Here is a 26,685-nt window from a genome sequence, read left to right as displayed (position 1 = left end):
AAGACCGCTAGCCCATGCTTATTTCCCTGACTCGCCGTCCCCTCCTGCGCACCCTGCTGTTAGGCCTGTGCGCGTGCCTGCTGAGCCCGCTGGCCAGCGCCGATCCGGGCAAACGCCTGCGCATCGGCATCACCCTGCACCCGTATTACAGCTATGTGGCGAATATCGTCGGCGACAAGGCCGAGGTGGTGCCGCTGATTCCCGCCGGCTTCAACCCGCACGCCTACGAGCCACGCGCCGAAGACATCAAGCGCATCAGCGGGCTGGATGTGATCGTGCTCAACGGGGTCGGCCATGACGACTTCGCCGACCGCATGATCGCCGCCAGCGAAACGCCGAACATCAAGACCATCGAAGCCAACGAAAACGTGCCGCTGCTGGCGGCCACCGGTACCGCTGCGCGCGGCGCCGGCAAAGTGGTCAACCCGCACACCTTCCTGTCGATCAGCGCTTCGATTGCCCAGGTCAACAACATCGCCCGCGAGCTGGGCAAACTCGACCCGGACAACGCCAAGGCCTATACCCAGAACGCCCGCGCCTACGGCAAACGCCTGCGGCAGATGCGCGCCGATGCGCTGGCCAAACTGACTCAGGCACCGAACGCCGAACTGCGTGTGGCCACGGTGCATGCGGCCTACGACTATCTGCTGCGCGAATTCGGCCTGGAAGTGACGGCCGTGGTCGAACCGGCCCACGGCATCGAACCGAGCCCGAGCCAGTTGAAAAAGACCATCGACCAACTGCGCGAACTCGACGTGAAGGTGATCTTCTCCGAGATGGATTTCCCCTCCACCTATGTCGAAACCATCCAGCGTGAGTCCGGGGTGAAGCTGTACCCGCTGTCGCACATTTCCTATGGCGAATACAGCGCCGACAAGTACGAAAAGGAAATGACCGGCAACCTCGACACCGTGGTGCGGGCGATTCAGGAGTCCGGGGCATGACAGCAAAAGAAACCCTCTCTGACACCCCGCCATCCCCTGTGGGAGCGAGCTTGCTCGCGAAGGCGTCCGGTCAGTCAGCATCATTATTGAATGAACCACCGCATTCGCGAGCAAGCCCGCTCCCACAAGATGACCGGCAACCTCGACACCGTGGTGCGGGCGATTCAGGAGTCCGGGGCATGACAGCAAAAGAAACCCTCTCTGACACCCCGCCATCCCCTGTGGGAGCGGGCTTGCTCGCGAAGGCGTCCGGTCAGTCAACATCATTATTGAATGAACTACCGCATTCGCGAGCAAGCTCGCTCCCACCAGATGACCGGCAACCTCGACACCGTGGTGCGGGCGATTCAGGAGTCCGGGGCATGACAGCAAAAGAATCCCTCTCTGACACCCCGCCATCCCCTGTGGGAGCGGGCTTGCTCGCGAAGGCGTCCGGTCAGTCAGCATCATTATTGAATGAACCACCGCATTCGCGAGCAAGCCCGCTCCCACAAGGGGTAAGTGGGCCGACTCTGGATTTTGCAGAAGTCTTTCTGACCCTCGGTCGCACGACAATCCTCGACAACGTGACCTTTCAGGTGCAACCCGGCCACGTCCACGCCCTGGTCGGCCCCAACGGCGGCGGCAAGAGTTCGCTGGTCAAGACCTTGCTCGGGCAAATGCCGCATCAGGGTCAACTGAGCCTGCACTGGCCCGGCCAACCCGGCACCATCGGCTACGTGCCGCAGGCGCTGGAGTTCGATCGCGGCCTGCCGATGACCATCGACGATTTCATGGCCGCCATGTGCCAGCGCCGCCCGGCGTTTCTCGGCCTGAGCAAGCACTACGCCAACGCCATCGGCGAGGCGCTGGAACGGGTCGGCATGCAGGACAAACGCAAGCGGCGCATGGGCGCGTTGTCCGGTGGTGAACGTCAGCGCGTGTTGCTCGCGCAAGGCTTGATCCCGGCCCCGCAATTGCTGGTGCTGGATGAGCCGATGTCGGCCCTCGACGAAGCCGGGATCCAGGTGTTCGAACGCCTGCTCGGCGACTGGCGCGCCGCTGGCATCACCGTGCTGTGGATCGAGCACGATCTGGAAGCGGTCAAGCGTCTGGCCGACCGGGTCACCGGTCTCAACCGCCGCGTGCTGTTCGACGCTACGCCGCAACAGGCGCTGACTCCGGAACGCCTGTTGAGTCTGTTTTCCACCCATCCACGGAGCGCGGTCTGATGAGTTACGAAGCCTTTCGTTTGATGATTCAGGGCTGGGCGTCGTCCGGTTACCTGCCGGAAGCGCTGGCCTACGGCTTTGTGGTCAACGCATTGCTCGCCGGCCTGTTGATCGGTCCGGTGCTCGGTGGCCTCGGCACGCTGGTGGTGGTCAAGCGCTTTGCGTTTTTCTCCGAAGCGGTCGGGCACGCGGCGCTGACCGGCGTGGCCATCGGCATTCTGCTCGGCGAACCCTACACCGGGCCGTACGGCAGCCTGTTCGGGTACTGCCTGTTGTTCGGCATCCTGCTCAACTACCTGCGCAACCGCACCGGCCTGGCGCCCGACACCCTGATCGGCGTGTTTCTCTCGGTGTCGCTGGCGCTTGGCGCGAGCCTGCTGTTGATTCTGGCCGGCAAGATCAACGTGCACATTCTGGAGAACGTGCTGTTCGGTTCGGTGCTCACCGTCAATGGCAACGACCTGCTGGTGCTGGCCATCGTCGGTTCGCTGGTCATGGCCCTGGCACTGCCTTTGTACAACCGGATCATGCTCGCCAGTTTCAACCCGCAACTGGCGGCGGTGCGCGGCGTCGCGGTGAAGACTCTGGATTACCTGTTCGTGATTCTGGTGACGCTGATCACCGTCGCGGCGGTGAAGGTCATCGGCGCGATTCTGGTCGGCGCATTGCTGGTGATTCCGGCGGCGGCCGCGCGCTTGCTCAGCCAGTCGCTCAAGGGCTTCTTCTGGTGCTCGGTGCTGATTGCTACCGTCAGCACGCTGTGCGGGATCCTCGCGCCGATCGTCTTCGATCTGCCGATCCCGTCCGGCGCCGCGATCATTCTGGTCGCCGGCATCGCCTTCGCCCTCGCCGCCATCGCGCGCGGGGTTGTCCCGAGTCTGAAAGGGAACCTTGGATAAATGATATTCTCACTGCGAAAACTGACCCTGGCCATGGCCCTGTGCGGCGTGGTCGGCAGCCCGTTGCTGGCGGCTGAAAACACCAAACCATTGCGCGTACTGGCCTCGCTGCCCATCACCTATGGCCTCGGCGAAGTGCTGCTCAAAGGCACCGACGTCAGCCTGGAGCGCGCAGCTCCGGCGAATCTGCCGGGCAGCCGTCAGACCGCATACTTCACCGGTCGCGGCGCTACGGCGCTGGGCAAACTGGCGAGCAATGCCGACGCGGTGATCGGCGTGCGCTCGCTGTGGGCCGATGATCCGCTGTACCCGATCGCGCGGCGCAGCAACATTCGCATTGTCGAGGTCGACGCGGCGCGCCCGGTGGACGGCGCCCTGCCAGGGATCGCCGTACAACCGGGGCTGAAGGTCGATGGCTTGAACAGTCAGCCATGGCTGGCGAGCAACAACATGGGGCGCATGGCTGATGTGATCGCCGCGGATCTGGTGCGCCTGGCGCCGTCGGCCAAACCGAAGATCGAGGCCAATCTGGCGGCGCTGAAACAGCGCCTGCTCAAGCTCAGTGCCGACAGCGAAGCGCGCCTGGCCGAGGCTGAAAACCTGAGCGTGATGAGCCTCAGCGATCACTTCGGTTACCTGATCGGCAGCCTGAATCTGGAGCTGATCGGTCAGGATCCACGGCCTGATAGCGAGTGGACGGCGCAAGAACTGAAGCAACTCACGGCGACGCTCAAGGACAACGACGTGGCGCTGGTGCTGCATCATCGCCAGCCATCGGAGGCAGTGAAAGCAGCAATTGCCGCCTCGGGGAGTCATCTGCTGGTGTTGAGTACCGACGCGGCGGATCCGGTGGCGGAGCTGGAGGGGAATGTGGATTTGCTGCTCAAGGGGTTGAGTGGGGCGTAGTTTCAGTAATACCGCGTTATCGTTCTTCGCGAGCAAGCCCGCTCCCACAGGGGAGTTGTGCGCACCACAGATCCAATGTGGGAGCGGGCTTGCTCGCGAAGAGGCCCGCCAGAACAACACCATTGCGAGCAATAAAAAAACCCGCTGCCTGTCACCAGTCCAGCGGGTTTGTTTTTGCCTGGCAGATTACTGAGCCGCCGCCTGCCCTTCCATCTTCTGTCGCAGGCTCAGCGGACGCATGTCGGTCCAGACTTCTTCAATGTAGGCCAGGCATTCCTTCTTCAGGCCGCTCTTGCCCACGGTGCGCCAGCCCTCCGGCACGGCTTTGTAATCCGGCCAGATCGAGTATTGCTCTTCGTGGTTGACCACGACCTGAAAGAGGATGTCCTCGCGGTCGAATACTGACGTCATGCTGGTTCTCCATCGTTGTAAGGGTGGGCTGCACCAGGGGTGCAGCCGGGTATGTAGATAGAACGTTCGGCGCTGCGAAAAATTTACTCGGCGGCGGCGGTGGCGGCGGCCAGGGCCCGGCCGAAGATCTCGGCGACGCGGTCGATTTCGGCGGCGGTGATCACCAGCGGCGGCAGGAAGCGCACCACCGCACCATGCCGGCCGCCCAGTTCGAGAATCAGCCCACGCTTGAGGCATTCGCGCTGCACCAGCGGTGCCAGACGCGCGAACGCGGGTGGGTGACCGAGCGCATCCGGCGCGCCGTTCGGATCAACCAGTTCGACGCCGAGCATCAAGCCACGACCACGAATGTCGCCCAGTTGCGGGAAGTCGCGTTGCAGGATGCGCAGGTGTTCGCTCAGGCGTTCGCCCATGGCGGCGGCGTGTTCGCAGACCTTGTGTTCGAGCAGATAACGCATCACCGCCGAACCGGCGGCCATCGCCATCTGATTGCCACGGAACGTGCCCGCATGGGCACCCGGTTGCCAGGTGTCGAGCCAGTCGCGATAGACCACCACCGCCAGCGGCAGGCTGCCGCCGATGGCTTTGGACAACACCACCACGTCGGGGACGATGCCGGCGTGTTCAAAGGCAAACATCTTGCCGGTGCGGGCGAAACCGCTCTGGATCTCGTCGACGATCAGCGCCACCCCGGCCTTCTCGGTGATCCGACGCAAGCCGCGCAGCCACTCGATATCGGCCGGGATCACCCCGCCCTCGCCCTGCACCGCTTCGACAATCACCGCTGCCGGCAACTGCACACCGGCCTCAGGATCATTAAGCAGGTTTTCCAGATAACTCAGGTTGGCTTTGACCCCGGCCGCGCCGCCGAGACCGAATGGGCAACGATAGTCATAAGGGAACGGCATGAATTGCACACCGTTGCTGAGCAAGGCGCCCAGCGGCTTTTTTGGCCCCAGACTGCCCATCAGGCTCAATGCGCCCTGGCTCATGCCGTGATAACCGCCGGAGAACGACAACACCGTGCTGCGCCCGGTGGCGGTGCGCACCAGTTTCAACGCGGCTTCCACCGCATCGGTACCGGTCGGGCCGCAGAACTGGATTTTCGCTTCGGCCGCCAGTGCTGGCGGCAGCAAACCGAACAGGTCCTGGACGAACTGATCCTTCACTGGCGTGGTCAGGTCGAGGGTGTGCAGCGGCAGCTCATCGGCCAGCACTTGCTGGATCGCCTCGATTACCACCGGGTGGTTGTGCCCCAAGGCCAGAGTCCCGGCACCGGCCAGGCAATCGATGAAGGTGCGGCCTTCGACATCTTCGACGTACAGGCCCTTGGCGCGCTTGAGTGCCAGCGGAATGCGTCGCGGATAGCTGCGGGCATTGGATTCCTGCTGGCTCTGCCGGGCCAGTAGTGGTGATTCGTTGAACTGATACAGGGTTTCCGTCGTCGCGGAGCTGATCCGGGCCGACGACTCTTCGATAAGGCTGGTGGCGACTGACATCTCTCGACCCCTCAATACGCTATGGATAGTGACCAAAACAGCACACCGCACAGGTGCGCGTTCCGGTCGCGGGGCGCACATGCAGGTTTTCCTGTTCTGGAAACGCTTAAGCGGGGCGAGGATTTAGACCCTTGATCGAGATGTCAGCCAGGCAATAGCAGCAGCTTGTGCAGCGTAACGCGGTGCAAGCCCCGATCGCTGGCCCGTGGCACTGCATCGCAGTAGCCCAGATGCCGATAAAAAGCCGCGCCGCTACGTGTGCTGGCGATGCGCGCCTGCGGCACACCACGAATCCGCAGCCAGCCTTCAAGGTCGGTCATCAGGGCGCGCCCTGCGCCACGGCGAAACCATTCAGGCTGCACATGACAAAAGCCTATCTCACCGCTGGCCGTGGCCATGCCGACACCCACCGGTTTGTCCTGCAACAAGGCGATATTCAGGTAGCAATGCGCGTCGGCAAGGTGCGCGCTGATGACGTCGGCAGATTGTCGGCCGATCCAGCGGCTGACCAGTTGCGGATCGTTGCGGTGTTCGAGCGCACAACCGACGCGAATCGATCGCTCGATGATGCGACTGATGATGCCGGCGTCGGCAGGTTTCGCCGGGCAGATGCAGATCGATGCTTCCATGGCGCGTTCCCTCAATCCATTGAGTCAGAGCAGCCCCGACCTTAACGCCGAGGCCGGCGAATCACCAACGCAGAGACGTTACATTTGATGTGCCACACCACGGATCCCCTAATGTGGGAGCGGGCTTGCTCGCGAAGGCGGCGTGCCAGTCAGCAACCTGTCGACTGACCGGACGCCTTCGCGAGCAAGCCCGCTCCCACAGGGGATTTTTGCTGGTTCAGACAGGTTGCAGCGGCATGGTCAACTCGACGCGCAAGCCATCCGGCCGGCTGTCGAAATGCAGGGTGCAGGCGCAGCGCTGGACGATGGCTTGCACGATGGCCAGGCCGAGACCGCAGCCGGTGCTCTGACCGTTGCGCCAGAAGCGTTGGGTCAGGTGCTGCAGATCTTCAGCCGCAATTCCGGGACCGTGGTCGCGCACCACAAAACGGGCGCGCTGGCCGACGGTTTCCAGGCTCAGCTCCACCTCAGCGTCTGCCGGGGTATGGCGCAGGGCGTTGTCGAGCAGATTGCGCAACGCGGCAATCGACAGCACCGCCGGCATTTGCACCGGCGCACTGGAGAGCTGCTTGGGCAATTGCAGCTTGATGCGCTGACGCTCGCCACCAGCCGCATCCTGCATCGCCAGTTTCGCCACCTGTTCGGCGCTGCACTGCACGCCGTCATCGAACGACAGACTGCCCTCGACCCGCGCCAGCAACAGCAGTTGCTCAAGGGTGCGGTGCATGCGGTCGGCGCCCTCTTCGGCCCTTGCCAGCGACTGATCGCGGGCACTGCCTTCGGTCATGCGTGCCACTTGCAGGTGGGTCTTGATCGCCGTCAACGGGCTGCGCAGTTCGTGGGCGGCGTCACCGGTCAGGCGACGCTCGCGTTCGATGGTCTTGCCAATGCGCTGGAACAGCTGGTTCTGCGTATCCAGCAGAGGTTTCAGTTCGCTGGGAAACGACTGCAATTGCAGCGGTTCAAGCGAGTCGGCGTTACGTCGCATCAGTGCTTCGCGCAGCCGATTGAGCGGCGCCAGCCCCTGGCCGATGCCCAGCCACAACAGGCACAGGCAACCGAGCAACGCCACGCCCACCGGCACCGAGGCCGCCAGCAGGATCGACATGTTCAGCGCTTCGCGTTCAATCTGCCGATCGGCCGTGGTGATCCGCACGTCCCCCCGCGCGAGAGTGAAACTGCGCCACGGCGCGCCATCGATCATCTGGTCATGGAAGCCCATCTTTTCCGCTTCCAGGGTTTGCTCGGGACTGCTGTGACTACGGGCCAGAATCTCCCCGCGCAACGAACTGACCTGACAGGCCATGCCGCCGGGAATGTTCAATTGTTCGGCACTGAAATGGGTGCCCTCGCCCTTGCTCGGCAGCGCCGGCAGTTGCTCCAGCAGCCCGGCGACCATGCGCGCCGAGGCTACCAGCCGCTGGTCGAGGGAAAACATCATCTGATTGCGCAAGTCGCTGAGCATCCAGGCCGCAGCCAGTGCCCAGATCAGGGCGAACGCGGCGCCGAGGGTCAGACTCAGGCGCAGACGCAGACTCATCACTTCTGCTGCTCTCCACCATCGGCCGGCCCAAGGCGATAGCCCAGACCGCGCACGGTTTCGACGATGCCCTTGCCGAGCTTGCTGCGCAGGTGATGGATATGCACGTTCAGCGCGTTGCTCTCCAGCTCGTCATTGAAGCCGTAGACGCTGTCCTTCAACTGCTCGGTGGACAGTACTCGGCCACGGTTGTGCAGCAGCGCCTGCAACAGCGATTGCTCGCGGCGCGACAAGTCCACCGGTTGCCCGGCCAACGTGGTTTCGCGGCTGCTTGGATCGTAGGTCAGCGCGCCGTGCTCGATCAGGTTGACGCTACGCCCGGCGACCCGGCGCAGCAGGGTTTGCAGACGGGCGAACAATTCCCGCAGATCGAAGGGTTTGAGCAGGTAATCGTCAGCCCCGGCCTGCAAGCCATCGACCCGGTCGGTCACCGAGTCGCGTGCGGTCAGGATCAGCACCGGAATTTCCAGGCCCTGCTGACGCAGTTGTTGCAGCAACTTGAGGCCATCTTCGTCGGGCAAGCCGAGATCGAGCACCATCACGTCGAATTCGGCAACCTTGAGCATCGCCCGTGCTTTCGAGGCGGTGTTGACGTGCTCGACCGTCAGGCCCTGCGCCGTGAGACCGGCAACGATACCGCTGGCGATCAGTTCATCGTCTTCGCAAACCAGTACGTGCATGATCCGTCCCGTAGAAAAAAGCCGATTAGGCCGTTGGCCGATTAAGCTGACATTATGGCGCCCAACGCCACAGCGACAAGGGCGTGACGGTTAATCATCGGTTAATCGCCATCCACCATTGTGCCCACACTTGCACAGGGACAAGGCTCCTCCATGCGTCATTTTTTTCTTTTGTTTGCACTGCTGATCTCCGGCCTGGCCCAGGCCGGGAACAATCCGTTCGAGACCAAACCGGAGTTTCTGCCGGTCGACCAAGCCTTCGTGCTCACCTCCGAACGCCTTGAGTCCGGGGAAACCCAGCTGTTCTGGCAAATCACCGACGGCTATTACCTGTACCAGAAACGCCTGAAATTCGACGGTTTGGCGGCCGAGCAGCAGCCGGCGCTGCCCGAGGGCGAGTCGCACAGTGACGAGTTCTTCGGTGAACAACCGGTGTATCGCCAGGGCTTGGAGGTAAAAATTCCGGCGTCGGCCAGCGGTCAGATCAAGGTCAGTTATCAGGGCTGCGCCGATGCCGGCCTGTGTTATCCGCCGCAGACCCGGGTCATCGATCTGGGCGGCAAAGCGACGCCAACGGCCAGTGCCGAAGCACCGGATCAGGCCTTGGCCAGCAGCCTGCAACAACGGGCGCTGGGCTGGAGCCTGCTGGTGTTTTTCGGCCTCGGCCTGTTGCTGGCGTTCACCCCGTGTTCGTTGCCGATGCTGCCGATTCTGGCGGGCATGATTGTCGGCAGCGGTGCAACCCCACGCCGTGGTTTCGCCCTGGCCAGCAGCTATGTGATCTGCATGGCGCTGGTGTATGCAGCGATGGGGGTGATCGCTGCGCTGCTCGGCGCCAACCTGCAGGCGTGGCTGCAAAATCCATGGCTGCTCGGTGCATTTGCAGCAGTGTTCGTGGTGCTGGCGCTACCGATGTTTGGCTTCTTCGAATTGCAATTGCCGGTGGCCCTGCGTGACCGCCTCGAACACGCTTCGCGCAGTCGCAGCGGCGGCAGCCTGATTGGCGCCGGGGTGCTCGGCGCGTTGTCCGGTCTGCTGGTCGGTCCGTGCATGACCGCACCACTGGCCGGCGCTTTGCTGTACATCGCGCAGAGCGGCAATGCGCTGCACGGTGGCTTGATTCTGTTTGCGCTGGGCATCGGTATCGGGGTGCCGCTATTGCTGTTGGTGACCGTCGGCAATCGCTTCCTGCCAAAGCCTGGCGCGTGGATGAACCTGCTCAAGGGCATCTTCGGTTTCCTGTTCCTCGCGACCGCGCTGCTGATGCTGCGCCCGGTGCTGGACTCGTCGCTGTGGCTGGGGCTGTGTGGCGCGCTGCTGCTGATCGCCGCGTTCTGTGCCTGGAAGCAATCGGACGGCTTCGGCCGGGTTGCCCAGGTGTTCGGCGCCAGTTCGTTGCTGCTCGGTCTGTGGGGCAGCCTGTTGCTGATCGGCGCTGCCGGTGGCAGTGACGACCCTTATCAACCGCTGCAGGTGTACAGCGCCGGCAGGGTCGCCAGCACCACGCCGAGCGGGCATGACGCGTTCACCACGATCAAGGATCCGGCCGCCCTGCAGCGAGAACTGGATAGCGCCAAAGCCCAGGGCCAGTGGGTGCTGCTCGATTACTACGCCGACTGGTGCGTGTCGTGCAAAGTCATGGAGAAACAGGTGTTCGGCAAGGACAAGGTCATGCAGGCGCTGAGTGATGTGCGCCTGCTGCGCCTCGATGTCACTGCTGACAACGCCGCCAGCCGCGAGCTGCTCGGCCGCTACAAAGTCCCGGGGCCACCGAGTTTTGTCTGGATCGGCACCGACGGCGAAGAACGACGTAGCCAGCGCATCACCGGTGAGGTGGATGCCGAGACGTTCCTGCAACGCTGGACCACCACCCGAGACGCCAATTAAATGCTGACGTTCACCCTCGGCACCTTTGCCATCGCGCTTAACCACCTGCTGCTGATCAGTGCCCTGGCGCTGGCGACCTTTGTCGGCTGGCGGGTGGCCAAGCGTGGCGGCGATAACCCCGAGTCGGCGCTGTTCAGCCTGTTTCTGCTGGGCATGCTCGCGGCACGCGTGGCGTTTGTCGCCCTGTACTGGGGCCACTATCGCAACGATCCGTGGCAGATCATCGACCTGCGCGATGGTGGATTCCTCGCCTGGCCGGGGGTGATCGTGCTGCTGCTCACCGCTCTCTATCGCGGCTGGCGCCGACCGGGCCTGCGTCGGCCATTGGGTTTTGGCGTGGCCAGCGGCGTGCTGTTCTGGTTGTTGGCGACCCTGTCACTGAACATCTACGAACAAGGCACGCGCCTGCCGGAAATCGCCCTGCGCAACGCCGCAGGCGAGACCATCCAGCTCAGCGACTATCAGGGCGGACCATTGGTGATCAACCTCTGGGCAACCTGGTGCCCGCCCTGCCGGCGCGAGATGCCGGTGCTGGAAAACGCTCAACAACAACGCCCGGACCTGACCTTTCTGTTCGTCAATCAGGCCGAAAGCATGCAAAGCGTTGCCACCTTCCTGGAAACCCAGGGCCTGAGCCTGAACAACGTGCTGTTCGACCGCAGCGGTCGACTGGGTCAGGCCGTGGGCTCCATGGCGTTGCCAACTACGCTGTTCTATAGCCCTGACGGTCGCTTGCTGAGCAGTCATCTGGGCGAACTGTCGAACGCCAGCCTGGCCCGCGCCCTGGAAAATTTCGACATCCCGAATCCAACCGCCGCACCGGCCACCTCTGCAAGGAAACTGCCATGCCCCGCCTCCGCCACCTGCTGACGCTGACTCTGGGCACTGCCCTGCTGCACCTGCCGTCGGTGCAGGCCGCCGAAGAATTGCCCGCCGCGATCAAGCAGATCGAAGCCAAGGGCGCAAAAATCGTTGGCCAGTTCGACGCCCCGGACGGCTTGCGTGGTTATGCGGCGCAGTACCAGAACCGTGGCATGGCGTTGTACCTGACGCCGGACGGGAAACACGTGCTGCTCGGCAATCTGTACGACGCCGACGGCAAGGATCTGAGCAGCGAGCCGTTGCAGAAACTGGTCTATGCGCCGATGGCCAAGGAAATCTGGGGCAAGTTCGAAGCCAGCAACTGGATTCAGGACGGCAACAAGGATGCCCCGCGCACCGTGTACCTGTTCAGCGATCCGAACTGCCCGTACTGCAACATGTTCTGGGAACAGGCGCGACCATGGGTCAAGGCCGGCAAGGTGCAGCTGCGGCACATCATGGTCGGGATCATCCGCGAAGACAGCCCGGCGAAATCCGCCGCGCTGCTGGCGGCGAAAGATCCGGCCAAGGCCCTGGAAGATCACGAAAAGGCCGGCAAGGCCAGCACCCTGAAGCCGTTGAAAGACATTCCAAAAGCGGTGCAGACCAAACTGGCCGCCAACATGCAGTTGATGGAAGATCTGGAACTGCAGGCGACACCGGCGATTTTCTACATGGATGACAAGGGTGAGCTGCAACAGCAGCAAGGCGCGCCTTCGCCGGAGAAACTGGCGAAGATTCTCGGGCCGAAATAAGTCCGGATTCTTTATTGCCTGATCTGGCCTCTTCGCGAGCAAGCCCGCTCCCACAGGGATCACCGCGGTCACTGTAGGAGCGGGCTTGCTCGCGAAAAGAACGATGACACGGTTTAACGGTTGCGCTCAGCCAAAAAAGTAAACAACACCTCGTTCACAAACTGCGGATTCTCCAGACTGGAGATATGCCCCGCCTCCGGCACCAGCACCCACGGGCAGCCGATCAATTCAGCCATTTCCTGTGCCTCCGAAGGCGGTCGCGGTTTGTCCTGATCGCCGCACAGCACCAGGGTGGTCGCGGCATTCAGTTCGCCCAGGCGCGGCAACAGATCATCACGGCTGAAGGTGATACGCCCCATCGGCACGATGCTTTCGCGCAGGCGATCCGCGGTGTACGCCGCGAGTTTGGCGCGGAAGTCCTGATACAGCGCCGACTGCGGATCAATGCCCGGGCGGAAGAAGATCGGCACCACGATGTCGAGCAACTGAGGCGCAATCTCGCCGCTTTCCTCGATCTGCTTGAACAGCGAGAAATAGTACTGACGGGTTGGCTCAGGCTCGACGCCGACGTAGGTGTCGAGCAGTACCAGACCGTTGATCCGCTGCGGGGCCGACAACGCCAGCCGCACGCCCCACATGCCGCCGACCGATAGCCCCGCCAGCGTGATCCGTTCGATCTGCAGATGATTGAGCAAGGCCTCGACCTGCCGCGCGATGTCATCCAGTGAGGTGGTGCCTGGCGGCAAGCGCCCGGATTCGCCGTGGCCCCACAGGTCCAGGGCAATCACCCGATAGTGCGGCGACAATGCAGCGATCTGCGGCGCCCACATGGCCGTGTCCCACAGATAACTGCCCGCCAGCAACACGGCCGGGCCGGTGCCTTGATCAATGTAGTGCAGCGCTTGTCCGTCAACCGTGAAGAAAGGCATCGACCACCCCCGAGACACAAAAGAGAACCGGCAGACTGAGCTGCCGGTTGTTGATCGTCAACCCTGGATATGTACGTGAATATGCCGGTTTATTTGTGTTGAATTCACTGACGCTTTCGCGAGCAAGCCCGCTCCCACAGGGGAATGCATTCCAATGGTGGGAGCGGGCTTGCTCGCGAAGGGGCCGGTGAAGACGCCGGAAATTACAAGCCTTCCAGCTCCGCCATCAGATCATTCAAGCGATCCACCTTGTCCTCGGTCATGTCACTCGCCGCCAGGCCTTCGATGTACTCGGCCAGTTCCTGCACCGTGCTGCACTCGAACATCGCCCGCAGCGGCACATCGCGTTGCAGGGTTTTCTGCACCCGCGAGGCGATCTGCGTGGCCAGCAACGAATGCCCGCCCAGCTCGAAGAAGTTGTCGCGCACGCCGACCTTGTCGACCTTGAGCACTTCGGCCCAGATGTCGGCCAGGGTCTGCTCCAGTTCGTTGCGCGGGGCCAGGTAATCCTCGCTCTGCAACTGACCGATCTCCAGCGCCGGCAAGGCCTTGCGGTCGAGTTTGCCGTTGGCGTTGTGCGGCAACTGATCCAGCCACAACCAGTGCAGCGGCACCATGTATTCCGGCAGTTCGCTACGCAGGCGTTGCTTGATCCGCTCCAGACGTTCGCTCGGGTTGAGCGCCGAATCCGCCGCGACCAGATAGCCGACCAGGTGCTTGCCATTCACGCCTTCCTGCACGCCGACCGCCGCATCGCGGACTTCCGGTTGTTCGTGCAGACGCGCTTCGATTTCACCCAGTTCGATCCGGTAACCGCGAATCTTCACCTGATGGTCGACCCGGCCAACGTACTCCAGCACCCCGTCACTGCGCCGCCGCGCGAGGTCACCGGTGCGATACAGACGCTCGCCCGGCGCGCCGAACGGGTTCGGCACAAATACCGGCGCGGTGCGCAGCGGATCGCTGACGTAACCGCGACCGACACCGGTCCCGGCCACGCACAACTCACCCACCGCGCCCAGCGGCACCAGTTCCAGCGCGCCATCGACCAGATACAGCAAGTTGTTGTCGGTCGGCGTACCGATCGGCAAATAGCTGCCGCGAGTCGAAGCCATGTCCACACGGAAGAACGCCACGTCATCGGAGCATTCCGCCGGGCCGTAAGCGTTGACCAGACCGATCTGCGGATAACGCAGCAGCCATTGGTGCGCGAGTTCCGGCGGCATTGCTTCACCGGTCGGCAGCATCCAGCGCAGACCGTCGAGGCTCAGGCGTTCCGAGGCGAGCATGCCCTGAATCAACGACGGCACGCTCTCCAGCACGGTAATGCCCTGCGCCTGCACATGCACCAGCAGACCCTGCGGATCGTGGGCGATGCTGTTCGGCACGATGTCCACCCGCGCCCCGAACAGCGGCGCGGCGAGGAACTGCCAGACCGAAATATCGAAGCTTTGCGAAGCGGTCTGCGCAATCACATCGGCGTCCGTCAGTTGCAGGTACGGCACCTTGCTCAACTGGTTGTTGAGCATGCCGCGCTGCTCGACCATCACGCCTTTCGGCAGACCGGTCGAACCCGAGGTGTAGATCACGTAGGCCAGATTGTCCGGACCGCTGTAGATCCCCGGATTTTGCAGCGATGTCGCCAGCGCCTGCACTTCTTCCCAGACCAACAGCCGTGGACGGTTGGCGCAGCTGAACTCATCGAGCAAAGTCTGCGCCTGTTGGCGGCAGGCTTCGCTGCACACCAGCACTGGCGTGCGGCTCAGTTCGATGATGCGTTGCAGACGCTGGCTCGGCAGGCCCGGATCCAGCGGCAGGTAACCGGCACCGGCCTTGAAGCTGCCGATGATCATCCCCAGCAGATCCAGATTGCGCTCGCCCAGCAGCGCCACCGGTTGATCCAACTGCACCCCGGCCGCGACCAGTGCATGGCCGAGGCGGTTGGCGTTCTGGTTCAGCTCGGCATAGCTCAGTTGCTGATCAAGGCACGTAGCGGCAATGCGTTGCGAATGTTGCGCGACCTGCGCTTCGAACAGCGCCACGTAGCTCTGCTCCAGCGGATAATCGTGCGCGCTCTGATTGCAGCCGTGCAGCAGGAAGTCCTGCTCCTCGGCCCCCAGCAGCGGCAGATCGGCCATGTCGCCATGGAAGCCATCGACCAATGCCAGCAGCAGGCGCTTGAACTCGCCGAGCATGCGCTCGATGGTCGATTCGTCGAAGTAGCGCTGGTCATACGACAGGTGCAGACCGAGGTCATCGCCCGGGTAGCACACCGCCGTCAGCGGGAAGTTGGTGTGGGTACGGCCCGAATCCGACGTCGCGTTGAGGCTCTGCGCACGGTCCAGCACCGAGACTTCCACCGGCGCGTTCTCGAACACGAACAGACTGTCGAACAGCGGCTGGCCTTTCGGCAGTTCGCTCTGCTCCTGAATGTTCACCAGCGGCAGGTATTCGTACTCGCGCAGCTGCATGTTGCTGTCGAGCAAAGCGCTCAGCCACTGCCGCACACTGCTGCGCTGATCGTCCTCAGGCATTTTCACCCGCAGCGCAATGCTGTTGATGAACAGGCCGACGGTGCGTTGCATCTCCGGCATTTCCACCGGGCGCCCGGCCACGGTGACGCCGAACAGCACGTCGCGATCACCGCTCAGACGGCGCAGTACCAAGGCCCACGCCGCTTGGGCGAAAGTGTTGATGGTCAGTTGATGAGCCTGGGCCAGCTCGCGCAGCCGGACGCCATCTTCAACGTTGAGACGGGTGTAGCGGTCACCGACGATCATGCCGCCGCTTTCGCCGGCGTGTTCGCGCAGGAACGGTCGGTCGCTCGGGATCGGCGTGGTGCGTTCGAAACCTTGCAGGTTCTGCTGCCACCACTGGCGTGCCTCGGCCAGGCTCTGGCGTTGCAGCCAGCCGATGTAGTCGCGGTAACGCGGCGGCACCGACAACTGTGCTTCGCGCCCCTCACCGAGGGCGGTGTAGATCTCGAAGAAATCGTTCATCAGCAACGAACGGCACCAGGCATCGATGAGGATGTGGTGGTTACTCATCATGAACCAGTAACGCGCCGCACCGACCTTGATCAGGCGTAGGTGGAACGGTGCCTGATTGAGCAGATCGAATCCGGCCTCGCGCTCGCTTTTCAGCAGCGCTTGCAGCTTCGGTTCTTGCTCGTCCTCGGCAACGGCGCTCCAGTCCAGGTACTCGATCGGCGTGCGACCCGGGGTGTGGATCACTTGCAGCATGTCCTCGCCGACGCTCCAGCAGAACGAGGCACGCAACGCTTCATGACGGGCGACCACCGCTTGCCAGGCCTGGGCGAAACGCTCGGGATCGAGCTCGCTGTTGATGCGGTAGCGATCCTGCATGTAGTACAGACCGGTGCCCGGTTCGAGCAAGGTGTGCAGCAACATGCCTTCCTGCATCGGCGTCAGCGGATAGACGTCTTCGATCTGCGCCGCCGGCACCGGCAGTGCATCGAGTTGCGCCTGGGTCAGTTTCGCCAGCGGGAAGTCCGACGGCGTCAGTCCGCCAGCGTCGTCCTGCAAACAATGTGCGATCAGGCTTTGCAGCTCGCCGAGGTAGGCGTCGGCCAGATCGTTGATGGTTTGCGCCTCGTAGCGCTCGCCACTGAAAGTCCAGCGCAGCAGCAGTTCGCCGCCGTACACCTGACTGTCGATGCTCAACTCGTTGGGCAACGGCGCCTGCGGATCGTGGGCCGCACCGACCGGCTCGTCCAACGGACGGAACAGCGCATCGCTGGCGAAACTCTGGTCGAACTGGCCGAGGTAGTTGAAGGTCACTGGAGCATTCGGCAACGCCGCCATGCTGCGCTGACTGAGGTCATCGGCCAGATAACGCAACACGCCATAACCGAGGCCTTTGTGCGGTACCGCGCGCAGTTGCTCCTTGATCGCCTTGATCGAGGCGCCCTGCCCGGCAGCCTCTTCGATGTTGTGCGGGGTCAGGCGTAATGGATAGGCGCTGGTGAACCAGCCGACGGTGCGGGTCAGGTCGATCTCGTCGAACAGCGTTTCGCGGCCGTGGCCCTCCAGTTGAATCAACGCCGACGGCTGCCCGCTCCAGCGGCACAAGACGCGGGCCAGCGCGGTCAGCAGCAGATCGTTGACCTGTGTGCGGTAGGCCCGCGGCGCCTGTTGCAGCAGTTGTTGGGTACGCTCGGCATCCAGGCGCACGCTGACGGTTTGCGCGTGACGATTCTGTTGTCCGCCCTGCGGGTTTTCGCACGGCAGCTCGGCGCTCGATCCGGCCAGTTGGGTCTGCCACCAGTTCAGTTCCTCGCGCAGCGATTCGCTGCCGGCATAGGCCTGCAAACGTGCCGCCCAGTCCTTGAAGGCACTGGTTTTCGCCGGCAGTTTTACCGACTGTTCGGCGTCGAGCTGGCGGTACACGGTTTGCAGGTCGTCGAGCAATACGCGCCACGACACACCGTCGACCACCAAGTGATGAATCGCAATGAACAGGCGTTGCTGCCCTTCGGGACCATCCACCAGCAAGGCGCGCAGCAGCGGGCCGTTCTGCAGATCGAGACTGCGCTGGGCATCAGCGAACAGCGCTGCGCACTGGTCCATCGCCGCCACCCGAACCTGCCACAACACCTCGGCGTCGGACACCGGTTGATGCGTTGCCTGCCATTGATCGTTGACCTGGGTGAAGCGCAGACGCAGGGCGTCGTGCTGTTCGATCACTGCCAGCAGCGCCTGCTCCAGACGATGCGGTTCCAGCGCCACTGTCGGCTCCAGCAGCAGCGCCTGGTTCCAGTGCTGACGCTCGGGAATATCAATGTCGAAGAACCAGTGCTGAATCGGCGTCATCGCCGACTCACCGAGCACCAGTCCCTGCTCGGCAGTGACTTGCTCGCTGCGGCTGGCGACAGCGGCGAGGGTCTGCACGGTCTGATGCTGGAACAGATCCCGCGGGCTGAAATGAATGCCCTGCTGCCGCGCGCGGCTGACCACTTGAATCGACAGGATCGAGTCGCCGCCGAGTTCGAAGAAGTTGTCGTTGAGACCGACCTGCTCGACGTTGAGCACCTCGCACCAGATCTGCGCCAGGGTCTGTTCGAGTTCGTTGCTCGGGGCGACATAGTCCCGACGGTTCAACTCGGGATCCGGCGCCGGCAAGGCGCGGCGGTCGAGTTTGCCATTGGCGGTCAGCGGCATGCTCGCCAGCAGGATCAGGTGCGTCGGCACCATGTAATCCGGCAGTTGTGCCTTGAGGTGCGACCTCAGTGCTTCGCGCAGTTCGGCCTGTTGCGCTTCGCCTTGCTCGGCAACTTCGCTGACCAGGTAGCCCACCAGTTGCTTGCCGCTCGGCGCATCCAGCGCCAGCACCACCGCTTCGCGGATCGAAGCGTGATCGAGCAGACGGGTTTCGATCTCACCCAGCTCGATACGGAAACCGCGGATTTTCACCTGATGGTCGATCCGGCCCAGGTATTCCACCAGACCATCGGCGCGCTGGCGCACCAGATCGCCGGTGCGGTACATGCGCCCGCCATCGGCGGCAAACGGGTCTGCCACGAAACGCTCGGCGCTGATGCCCGGACGGTCGTGATACCCCTGCGCCAGACCGGCGCCGCCGACGAACAACTCACCGGTCGCGCCTTGCGGCACCAAAGCCAGATCGGCGTCGAGAATGTACGCCACGCGGTCACCGATCACGCTGCCGATCGGCACGCTGCCGGCGCCCTCTTCCAGCACTTCCGGGGCGAGACTGGCCAGTGGCATGACCACGGTTTCAGTCGGGCCATAGGCGTTGAAGAACAGGCTTGGTTTGAACGCGGCGCGAATCCGTTGCAGGTGCTCGCCAGTCAGCGCTTCGCCGCCGGTGATGATCATCCGCACCGGCAGAGTTTCATTCTGCGTGGCGAGGAACTGCGCCAGCTGGCTGCCGTAGCTCGGGGTGAAGCCGAGCACATTGATCCGATGGGTGCGGATCAACCCGCAGATTTCTTCCGCATCCCACTGCCCTTGCGCTCGCAGCACCACTTGCGCGCCGCTGAGCAACGGCACCAGCAGACGCTCGGTGGCGGCGTCGAAGTTGATCGAATAGAAGTGCAGTTCGCAGTCGTCCGGACGCATGCCGAAACGTTCGATCACGGCCTGGCAATGCATGGCGATTTCACCGTGGGACACCACCACGCCTTTCGGCTTGCCGGTCGAACCCGAGGTGTAGATCAGGTACGCCTGATGCTGCGGCAGGCTGATAAAGGGCAGCTCAGTGGCCGGGTAATCCGCCAGCGCCGCGCAGTCGTCTTCCAGGCACCAGCGCGCCACGTTCGACGGCAGAGCGCCAAGCGCTTTGAACATCGCGCGGTCGCTGAGCAGCAGACCGATGCGGCTGTCTTCGATCATGTAGTGCAGGCGATCGAGCGGGTATTCCGGGTCCAGCGGCACATAAGCGCCGCCGGCCTTGAGAATCGCCAGCAGGCCGACGACCATTTCCAGCGAACGCTCCAGCGCCAGACCAACCCGCACTTGCGGGCCGACCCCACGCTCGCGCAGGGCCCAGGCCAGGCGATTGGCGCGGGCATCGAGTTCGGCGTAGCTCAAAGTCTGTCCGGCGAAAGTCAGGGCCGGGGCATCTTTGCGCGCCAGCGCCTGCTCGGCGAACAGATGATGGATGCACTGATCGAGACGACGCTCGCCCGGTTCAACGCCGAGGCTGTCGAGCAACTGCTGTTGCTCAGTCGGGTCGAGCAGCGGCAATTGGCTCAGACGCTGTTGCGGATCGGCGATCAGCGCTTCCAGCAGGTTGCGCCAATGCTTGGCCATGCGCGCAATGGTCGGCTCGTCGAACAGATCGGTGCTGTAGGTCAGGCAGCAACCGAGTCGATGATCGAGGTCGGTGACTTCCAGGTTGAGATCGAACTTGGTCGCCCGCGCATCGTTGGCCAGGTACTCGACGGTCATCCCGGCGAGCATGCGGCTCTGCTGGAATTCCCAGCGCTGCACGTTGCACATCACCTGGAACAGCGGGTTGTACGCCGCGCTGCGGGGTGGTTGCAGCGCTTCGACCAGATGATCGAACGGCAGGTCCTGATGCGACTGGCCCTCAATCACCGTGTGACGCACTTGCTCGAACAACTCGCCGACCGACATCTGCCCGTCGAGCTGGCAACGCAGTACCTGAGTATTGAGGAATGCACCGATCAGCCCTTCGCTTTCCGGACGAATCCGGTTGGCCACCGGCGCGCCGATGCGCAGGTCGGTCTGGCCGCTGTAGCGGTAGAGCAAGGTGGCGAGCGCGGCGGTCATGGTCATGAACAGGGTCAGACCGTTTTGCGCATTGAACGCACGGACGCGGGCGGCGAGATCGTCGCTCAGATCGAAACGGAACAGTTCGCCCTGATGACTTTGCACCGGTGGCCGCGGACGGTCGCCGGGCAGTTCCAGCAACGGATGTTCGCGACCGAGTTGCGCGGTCCAGTAGTCGAGCTGGCGCTGACGCTCACCGGACTCCAGCCACTGCCGTTGCCAGACGCTGTAATCGAGGTACTGCACCGGCAACGCTTCAAGCGGCGAATCGCGCTCATCGACGAACGCTTCGTACAGCGCGCTGAGCTCGCGGGCAAAAATATCCATCGCCCAGCCTTCGGTGACGATGTGGTGCAGGGTCAGCACGAAGTAGTGTTCGTGCTCGGCGGTCTTCACCAGACAGGCGCGCAGCAGCGGACCGCTTTCCAGATCGAACGGCAGATGCGCCTCGTCATCGGCCAGTTGCTGGACCTGCTGCTCACGCTGGTCAGCCGGCAGTTTCGAGAAATCTTTCCAGCCCATGCGCACGCCGGTCTCGGCATGCACCTGCTGACGTGCCACGCCATCGACGCTCGGGAACGTGGTGCGCAGGGTTTCGTGGCGCAGGATCAGCGCCTGCAAGGCTGCCTCGAAATGCTCGACGTGCAACACGCCGCGCAGGCGCGCCATGCCGCCGACGTTGTACGCCGGGCTGTCCGGTTCCATCTGCCAGAGGAACCACATGCGTTGCTGCGAATAGGACAGCGGTACGGCTTGGCGGCGATCGACTTTGGCAATCGGCGGCTGTTGGTTGGTCTGGCCGCTGGCCTGGATCAGGCGGATCTGCTCGGCGAAATCGCCGAGTTCGCTGTGCTCGAACAAGGCGCGCAACGGCAACTCGACGTCACAGGCCTGACGGCTACGCGAGATGATTTGTGTGGCCAGCAACGAGTGCCCGCCGAGGGCGAAGAAGTCGTCGCGCAGACCGATCCGTGGCAGACCCAGCACTTCGCGCCAGATCGCGGCGATCTGTTGTTCCAGCTCGGTGACCGGTTCGATATGCTCACGCACTTGCCACTGCGGCTCGGGCAAGGCGCGACGGTCGAGCTTGCCGCTCGGGCTCAGGGGCATTGCGTCCAGGCGCATCAGTTGCGCCGGGACCATGTATTCCGGCAGTTCGCCGGCCAGCGCGGTTTTCAGGCGGGCGATCTGCACGTGCTGATCTTCGCTGGCATCGACAGCGGTGAAGTAGCCGATGAGTTGCGAGCCGGCTGCGGTGTCGCGCACCAGCACCACGGCTTGAGCGACGCCGTCCTGGGCCAGCAGCCGCGCCTCGATTTCTTCCGGTTCAACGCGGAAGCCACGCAGTTTGACCTGCTGATCGAGACGCCCGAGGTATTCGATCACGCCGTCCGAGGTCCAACGTGCACGGTCGCCGGTGCGGTACAAACGTGCGCCCTGCTCGCCCAACGGGTCGACTACAAAGCGCTCGGCCGTCAGCGCCGGGCGACCGAGGTAACCCCGGGCCAGACCGATGCCGCTGATGCACAGTTCACCCGGCACACCGGCCGGCACGGGATTGAGATCGGCGTCGAGCACGCGGCAGATCACATTGCCCAGCGGCCGGCCAATCGGCGAACGCTCGCCGTCGGCCGTGGTGCAGTGCCAGTGGGTGACGTTGATCGCGGTTTCGGTCGGGCCGTAACGGTTGTGCAGTTGCACCGCCGGCAGCTGCGCCAGCACGCGGTTGCGCAGTTCCGCCGGCAGCGCTTCACCGCCGGAGAATAACCGGCGCAGGCTGGTGCATTCGGCGCTCAGCGGCTCATCGATGAACAGCGCGAGCAGCGGCGGCACGAAGTGCAGCGTAGTCACGCCGTACTGCTGAACCAACTGCGCGATGCGATGCGGATCGCGGTGTTCACCGGGGCCGGCGATCAACAGACGCGCGCCAGTGATCAGCGGCCAGAAGCACTCCCACACCGACACGTCGAAACTGATCGGCGCCTTTTGCATCAACACGTCGCTGTCGTTCAGGCGATAGCTGTTCTGCATCCACTGCAGCCGTTCGGCCAATGCGGCGTGGGTGTTACCGACGCCTTTCGGTTGACCAGTGGAGCCGGAGGTGTAAATCACGTAGGCGAGATTGTCGCCGTGCAGGTGCAGACCCGGTGCCTGACTGGGCCAGTTTTCCAGGTGCAACGCGTCCATGGCGATCACGCTGACGCCGTCACTGGCTGGCAGACGGTCGAGCAATGCAGTCTGAGTCAGCAGCAGCTCGACACCGCTGTCGCTGAGCATGTAGGCCAGACGGTCGGCCGGGTAATCCGGGTCCAGCGGCACATAAGCGCCACCGGCCTTGATGATCGCCAGCAGGCCGATCAACAGTTGTGGCGAACGCTCGGCTGCAATTGCCACGCACACATCCGGGCCGACGCCTTTATCGCGCAGATAGTGCGCGAGGCGGTTGGCCTGGGCGTGCAATTCGGCAAAATCGAGACTGCCGCCGTCCCACACCAGCGCGGTGCGTTCCGGAGTCTGGCGCGCCTGTTCGTTGAGCAATTCCGGTAGCCAGTGTTGCGCCGGGGTGCACGGGGCGACGCTCCACGCTTGTTGCTGTTCCTGCTCGCACGGAGTCAGCGATGGCAGGTCGCCGATCGCCTGTTGCGGTTGTTCGCAGACGGCGCGCAGCAGATTGCTGAAGTGTTCGGCCAGACGCTCGATGGTCGCCGCGTCGAACAGTTCATCGGCGTAGTCGAAGGACAGGGTCAAGCGCCCGTTGCGATCTTCTTCGCTGTGCAGTTGCAGGTCGAACTTGGCTTCGCGGCTGTGCCACGGCAGTTCTTCGGCGAGCAGGCCCGGCAGGCGCTTGAGCGCACTCAAGTCGCGTTGCTGGTGGTTGAACATGACCTGGAACAGACCCTGTTCACGGGCCTGCGGGAACGCTTCGAGCAGTTGCTCGAACGGCAGATCCTGATGGGCCTGAGCACCCAGTGCAGCCTCGCGGGTCTGCGCCAGCAACTCGACAAACGACAGCCGCGAATCAACCTCGGCCCGCAGCACCTGAGTGTTGATGAAGAAGCCGATCAGACCCTGGGTTTCGAGGCGCGGACGGTTGGCGTTGGGGATGCCGATGCGGATATCGCGCTGACCACTGTAACGGTGCAGCAGGCTCTGGAAGGCCGAGAGCAACAGCATGAACGGCGTCGATTGATGCGCCTGCGCAGTCTGCTTGATCGCATCACTGAGGCTGACGCCAAGGCGCACACTGTGGCGCGCGGCGCTGTGCAATTGTCTGGCTGAACGCGGGTGGTCGGTGGCCAGTTCCAGCACCGGATGTTCGTCGCCCAGCCGGGCTTTCCAGTACGCCAGTTGCCGCTCGCCCTCGCCTTGCGCCAGCCACTGGCGCTGCCAACTGCCGTAGTCGGCGTATTGGGTGGGCAGCGGCGCGAGTTCGGCGCGCTGGCCTTGGAATGCCGCAGCGTACAGGCGCGAGAATTCGTCGATCAGCACGTTCAGCGACCAGCCGTCGGCGATGATGTGGTGCAGCGTCACCAGCAACTGGTGATCTTCGTCGTCGAGACGCACCAGCGTCACCCACAGCAGCGGGCCTTTTTCCAGATCGAATTGAGTGCGCGCCTCGTCCTCGCGGATCTGTTGCGCGCGGGCTTCACGCTCGTGCGCCGGCAGGTCGCTGATGTCGATCAGTTGCAGGTTGAATTCAGGCGCGGCGTCGACTTGTTGCAGCGCTACGCCGTCGCGCTCGAAGAAGCGCGTGCGCAGCGATTCGTGGCGCTCGATCAGTTGCTGGAAGCTGGCGCGCAACGCGTCTTCGTCCAGCTCGCCGCGCAGACGCAGGGCGCCGGGGATGTTGTAGGCGCTGCTGTGCGGGTCGAGTTGCCAGGTGATCCACAAACGGTTTTGTGCCAGCGATTGCGGCAGTGCTTCGCTGCGCGACAAGGCGTTGATTGCACCTTGGGCGTTGCCGCCATCCTGTTGCTGCTGCGCCACGGCAGCAGCGAATGCCGACAGGGTCGGTGCTTCGAACAACAGGCGCAGGTTCAGCTCCAGGCCCAGTTCTTCGCGCACCTTGGCGATCACCTGAGTTGCCGCAATCGAGTTGCCGCCGAGCAGGAAGAAGTGATCGTCGGCGCCGACTTGTCTGACGTTGAGTTGCTCGGCCCAGATCTTGCCGATCAGCGATTCCAGCTCGGAAGCCGCCAGGGTCGACTCGGTATTTTGCACCTCGGCGGACGGGAATACCGCGTAGCTGTCGAGGCTGCCATCGGCCAGACGATTGCGGCACGCCGAGCGTTGCAGCTTGCCGCTGGACGTCTTCGGCAGCGCACCGGGGTTGAGCAGCACCACCACGCTCGGTGCCTCTTGATAGGCCTCGGCCACCGCTTGGCGAATAGCTTTGATCAGTGCTTCGGGCGGCAGGATTTTTTGCACGCTGCGGCTGATTTCTGCGGCGATGCCAATGCCTTCTTCACCGCCCTGATTGACCGCGAATGCCGCGACGCGACCTTTGCGCACCACTTCCACTTCACGCTCGACGGTTTGCTCGATGTCCTGCGGATAGAGGTTGTGACCGCGCACGATCAGCATGTCTTTCAGGCGCCCGGTGATGAACAGTTCACCGTCGCGGATGAAGCCCAGATCGCCAGTGCGCAGCCAGGTGCGGCCGGCGTGCTGAACGAAGGTTTTGGCGCTGGCCTCGGGGTTGCGCCAGTAGCCGTGGGCGATGCTCGGGCCGGCGGCCCAGACTTCGCCGACCGCATTGTCATTGAGTTCTTGCAGGCTGCTCGGCTCGACGATCAGCACCGCATGCTCCGGCTGGCTGATGCCGCAACTCATGATCGGGCTGCCATTGCCCGGCTCGGCGCGGTTTTGCGCCAGCGCCAGATCGTCGACGCGCAGCGCAGGAATGCCCGTGCCGCGCGGTGTGCCGGCGACGAACAGGGTCGCCTCGGCCAGACCATAGGAGGCCATGAAGCTGTCTTCGCTGAAGCCGCACGGGGTGAACTTCTCGGCGAAGCGCTCAAGGGTATCGAGACGGATCGGTTCGGAGCCGGAATAGGCCACCCGCCAGCGGCTCAGGTCGAGGCGCTCCAGTGCTGATTCGCTGACCCGCTCGCTGCACAGACGGTAGGCGAAATCCGGCCCGCCGCTGATGGTGCCGCCGTATTGGCTGATCGCTTCGAGCCAGCGCAACGGGCGACCGAGGAAGTACGCAGGCGACATCAGGATGCACGGCACGCCGCTGAAAATCGGCTGGAGTAATCCGCCGATCAGACCCATGTCGTGGTACAGCGGCAGCCAGCTGACGATCACGTCGTCGGGGTTCACGTCGATGCCGAAACCGTGGCGAATCAGCAGCTCGTTGGCCACCAGATTACCGTGGCTGACCTGCACGCCTTTGGGCAGCGCGGTGGAGCCGGAGGTGTATTGCAGGAAGGCGATGTGGTCTTGCGGCAAAGTCGGTTCGACCCAGCGCTCGGCCTGGGCGTTGTCGAGGGTATCGACGCACAGCAACGGCGGCGCGCCGTCGATTTGCTGCAAGGCATCGCGCAGGTCGGCACTGGTCAGCAGCAGGCGCGGTTCGGCGTCGGCAATGATCGACAGCAGGCGTTCCTGATGATGACGACGGGCGGACTCCGGCGGATAGGCCGGCACTGCGATCACCCCGGCGTACAGGCAACCGAAAAACGCCGCGACGTAATCTGCGCCACTTGGAAACAGCAGCACCGCGCGATCACCGAATTCAGCCTGGGCCTGCAACGCGGCAGCAATGGTGCGCGCGCGTTGATCCAGTTCACGGTAACTGAGCACCACGCCCTGCTCCTCGGTTTCGGCGAGAAAGCGCAGGGCCAGGCGATCCGGCGTCTGTGCCGCACGGCGCTGGAGGGCTTGGACCAGAGTGCTGGGGAGTTCGAACGCGTCGGTCATGAGGTTTCCTGCCTGAATTCGGCTTGCTAAGTGGAATCGGGTTGCTGCGTCACGCCGATCGAGGGCGTGCAGGGCGCGGTCTGTGCCGACCGCGCAAGGCATCGGAATGCTGTCTGGCCGGGGCTCGGTACCCGGAACCATTCACCAATGAGAACGGATGACGTCTTGAAATAATTAGTCGGCGGGCAGGATCGCCAACGGGGGCCGAGATGTGGCGGTGTGTCGCAGTTCTCGATTCGCACCTTTACGGAGCATTAGTTCTCTTTCTCAATTGACAATCATTATCATTCAACATAATTTGTCGCTCGATGTGTAGGACGGCCCCGTCCCCC

14 protein-coding genes are annotated in these 26,685 nt (G+C 63.4%); 7 read left to right on the top strand and 7 right to left on the bottom strand.

What is annotated here, in order from left to right; genetic code table 11:
* The first annotated feature begins 14 nt into the window (after positions 1 to 14).
* The 4 genes from M0808_RS08020 (at position 15) to M0808_RS08005 (ending at position 3,960) form a co-directional block, all read left to right on the top strand.
* Complete coding sequence (locus M0808_RS08020; protein WP_098964849.1) at positions 15 to 944, top strand: metal ABC transporter substrate-binding protein; 930 nt, start codon at positions 15 to 17, stop codon at positions 942 to 944.
* Between the two features lie 362 nt (positions 945 to 1,306).
* Positions 1,307 to 2,155 carry a metal ABC transporter ATP-binding protein gene (locus tag M0808_RS08015; RefSeq protein ID WP_247840613.1) on the top strand — a complete coding sequence of 283 codons (849 nt, stop codon included), beginning with the start codon at positions 1,307 to 1,309 and terminating at the stop codon, positions 2,153 to 2,155.
* Positions 2,155 to 3,054 carry a metal ABC transporter permease gene (locus M0808_RS08010; protein WP_154853849.1) on the top strand — a complete coding sequence of 300 codons (900 nt, stop codon included), beginning with the start codon at positions 2,155 to 2,157 and terminating at the stop codon, positions 3,052 to 3,054. The genes M0808_RS08015 and M0808_RS08010 overlap by 1 nt, the downstream gene beginning before the upstream one ends.
* On the top strand, positions 3,055 to 3,960 hold the full coding sequence (locus M0808_RS08005; RefSeq protein ID WP_247840611.1) for a zinc ABC transporter substrate-binding protein: 906 nt from the start codon (positions 3,055 to 3,057) through the stop codon (positions 3,958 to 3,960).
* Positions 3,961 to 4,146: 186 nt separating this feature from the next.
* Here M0808_RS08005 and M0808_RS08000 read toward each other — a convergent pair whose 3' ends face one another.
* The 5 genes from M0808_RS08000 to M0808_RS07980 all read right to left on the bottom strand — a co-directional run bounded on the left by M0808_RS08000 (position 4,147) and on the right by M0808_RS07980 (position 8,719).
* Complete coding sequence (locus M0808_RS08000; RefSeq protein WP_003226665.1) at positions 4,147 to 4,371, bottom strand: MbtH family protein; 225 nt, start codon at positions 4,369 to 4,371, stop codon at positions 4,147 to 4,149.
* Between the two features lie 83 nt (positions 4,372 to 4,454).
* On the bottom strand, positions 4,455 to 5,870 hold the full coding sequence (locus M0808_RS07995; protein WP_247840609.1) for an aspartate aminotransferase family protein: 1,416 nt from the start codon (positions 5,868 to 5,870) through the stop codon (positions 4,455 to 4,457).
* 143 nt (positions 5,871 to 6,013) lie between these two features.
* Positions 6,014 to 6,499: a GNAT family N-acetyltransferase gene (locus M0808_RS07990; protein ID WP_247840607.1), complete on the bottom strand. Its 486-nt coding sequence runs from the start codon at positions 6,497 to 6,499 to the stop codon at positions 6,014 to 6,016.
* Between the two features lie 217 nt (positions 6,500 to 6,716).
* Entirely contained in the window at positions 6,717 to 8,039 is a 1,323-nt protein-coding gene (locus M0808_RS07985) for an ATP-binding protein (protein WP_098964858.1), read from the bottom strand.
* Complete coding sequence (locus M0808_RS07980; protein WP_007969056.1) at positions 8,039 to 8,719, bottom strand: response regulator; 681 nt, start codon at positions 8,717 to 8,719, stop codon at positions 8,039 to 8,041. Before M0808_RS07980 ends, M0808_RS07985 begins: the two co-directional genes overlap by 1 nt.
* 153 nt (positions 8,720 to 8,872) lie before the next feature.
* On the opposite strand from M0808_RS07980, the gene dsbD reads away from it, so the two are divergent.
* From dsbD to dsbG, 3 genes are read left to right on the top strand one after another with little or no spacing between them, the layout of a single operon-like run.
* A complete protein-coding gene (gene dsbD, locus M0808_RS07975; RefSeq protein ID WP_247840605.1) occupies positions 8,873 to 10,606 on the top strand; it encodes a protein-disulfide reductase DsbD in 1,734 nt (577 codons plus the stop codon).
* On the top strand, positions 10,607 to 11,476 hold the full coding sequence (locus tag M0808_RS07970) for a TlpA disulfide reductase family protein (RefSeq protein ID WP_247840603.1): 870 nt from the start codon (positions 10,607 to 10,609) through the stop codon (positions 11,474 to 11,476). It begins immediately after the preceding gene.
* Complete coding sequence (gene dsbG / locus M0808_RS07965; RefSeq protein WP_027613399.1) at positions 11,452 to 12,222, top strand: thiol:disulfide interchange protein DsbG; 771 nt, start codon at positions 11,452 to 11,454, stop codon at positions 12,220 to 12,222. The genes M0808_RS07970 and dsbG overlap by 25 nt, the downstream gene beginning before the upstream one ends.
* Positions 12,223 to 12,335: 113 nt before the next feature.
* On the opposite strand, the gene M0808_RS07960 is transcribed toward dsbG, so the two are convergent.
* Both M0808_RS07960 and M0808_RS07955 read right to left on the bottom strand, forming a co-directional pair.
* Positions 12,336 to 13,151 (bottom strand): alpha/beta fold hydrolase, encoded by an 816-nt coding sequence (locus M0808_RS07960; protein WP_247840601.1) that lies wholly within the window; start codon positions 13,149 to 13,151, stop codon positions 12,336 to 12,338.
* Between the two features lie 203 nt (positions 13,152 to 13,354).
* Positions 13,355 to 26,353 carry a non-ribosomal peptide synthetase gene (locus M0808_RS07955; RefSeq protein WP_247840599.1) on the bottom strand — a complete coding sequence of 4,333 codons (12,999 nt, stop codon included), beginning with the start codon at positions 26,351 to 26,353 and terminating at the stop codon, positions 13,355 to 13,357.
* Positions 26,354 to 26,685 lie beyond the last annotated feature (332 nt).

The sequence above is a fragment of the Pseudomonas sp. MWU12-3103b genome, assembly GCF_023100615.1.
Taxonomy (GTDB): domain Bacteria; phylum Pseudomonadota; class Gammaproteobacteria; order Pseudomonadales; family Pseudomonadaceae; genus Aquipseudomonas; species Aquipseudomonas putida_A.
This window is presented reverse-complemented; position numbering and strand designations above follow the sequence as displayed.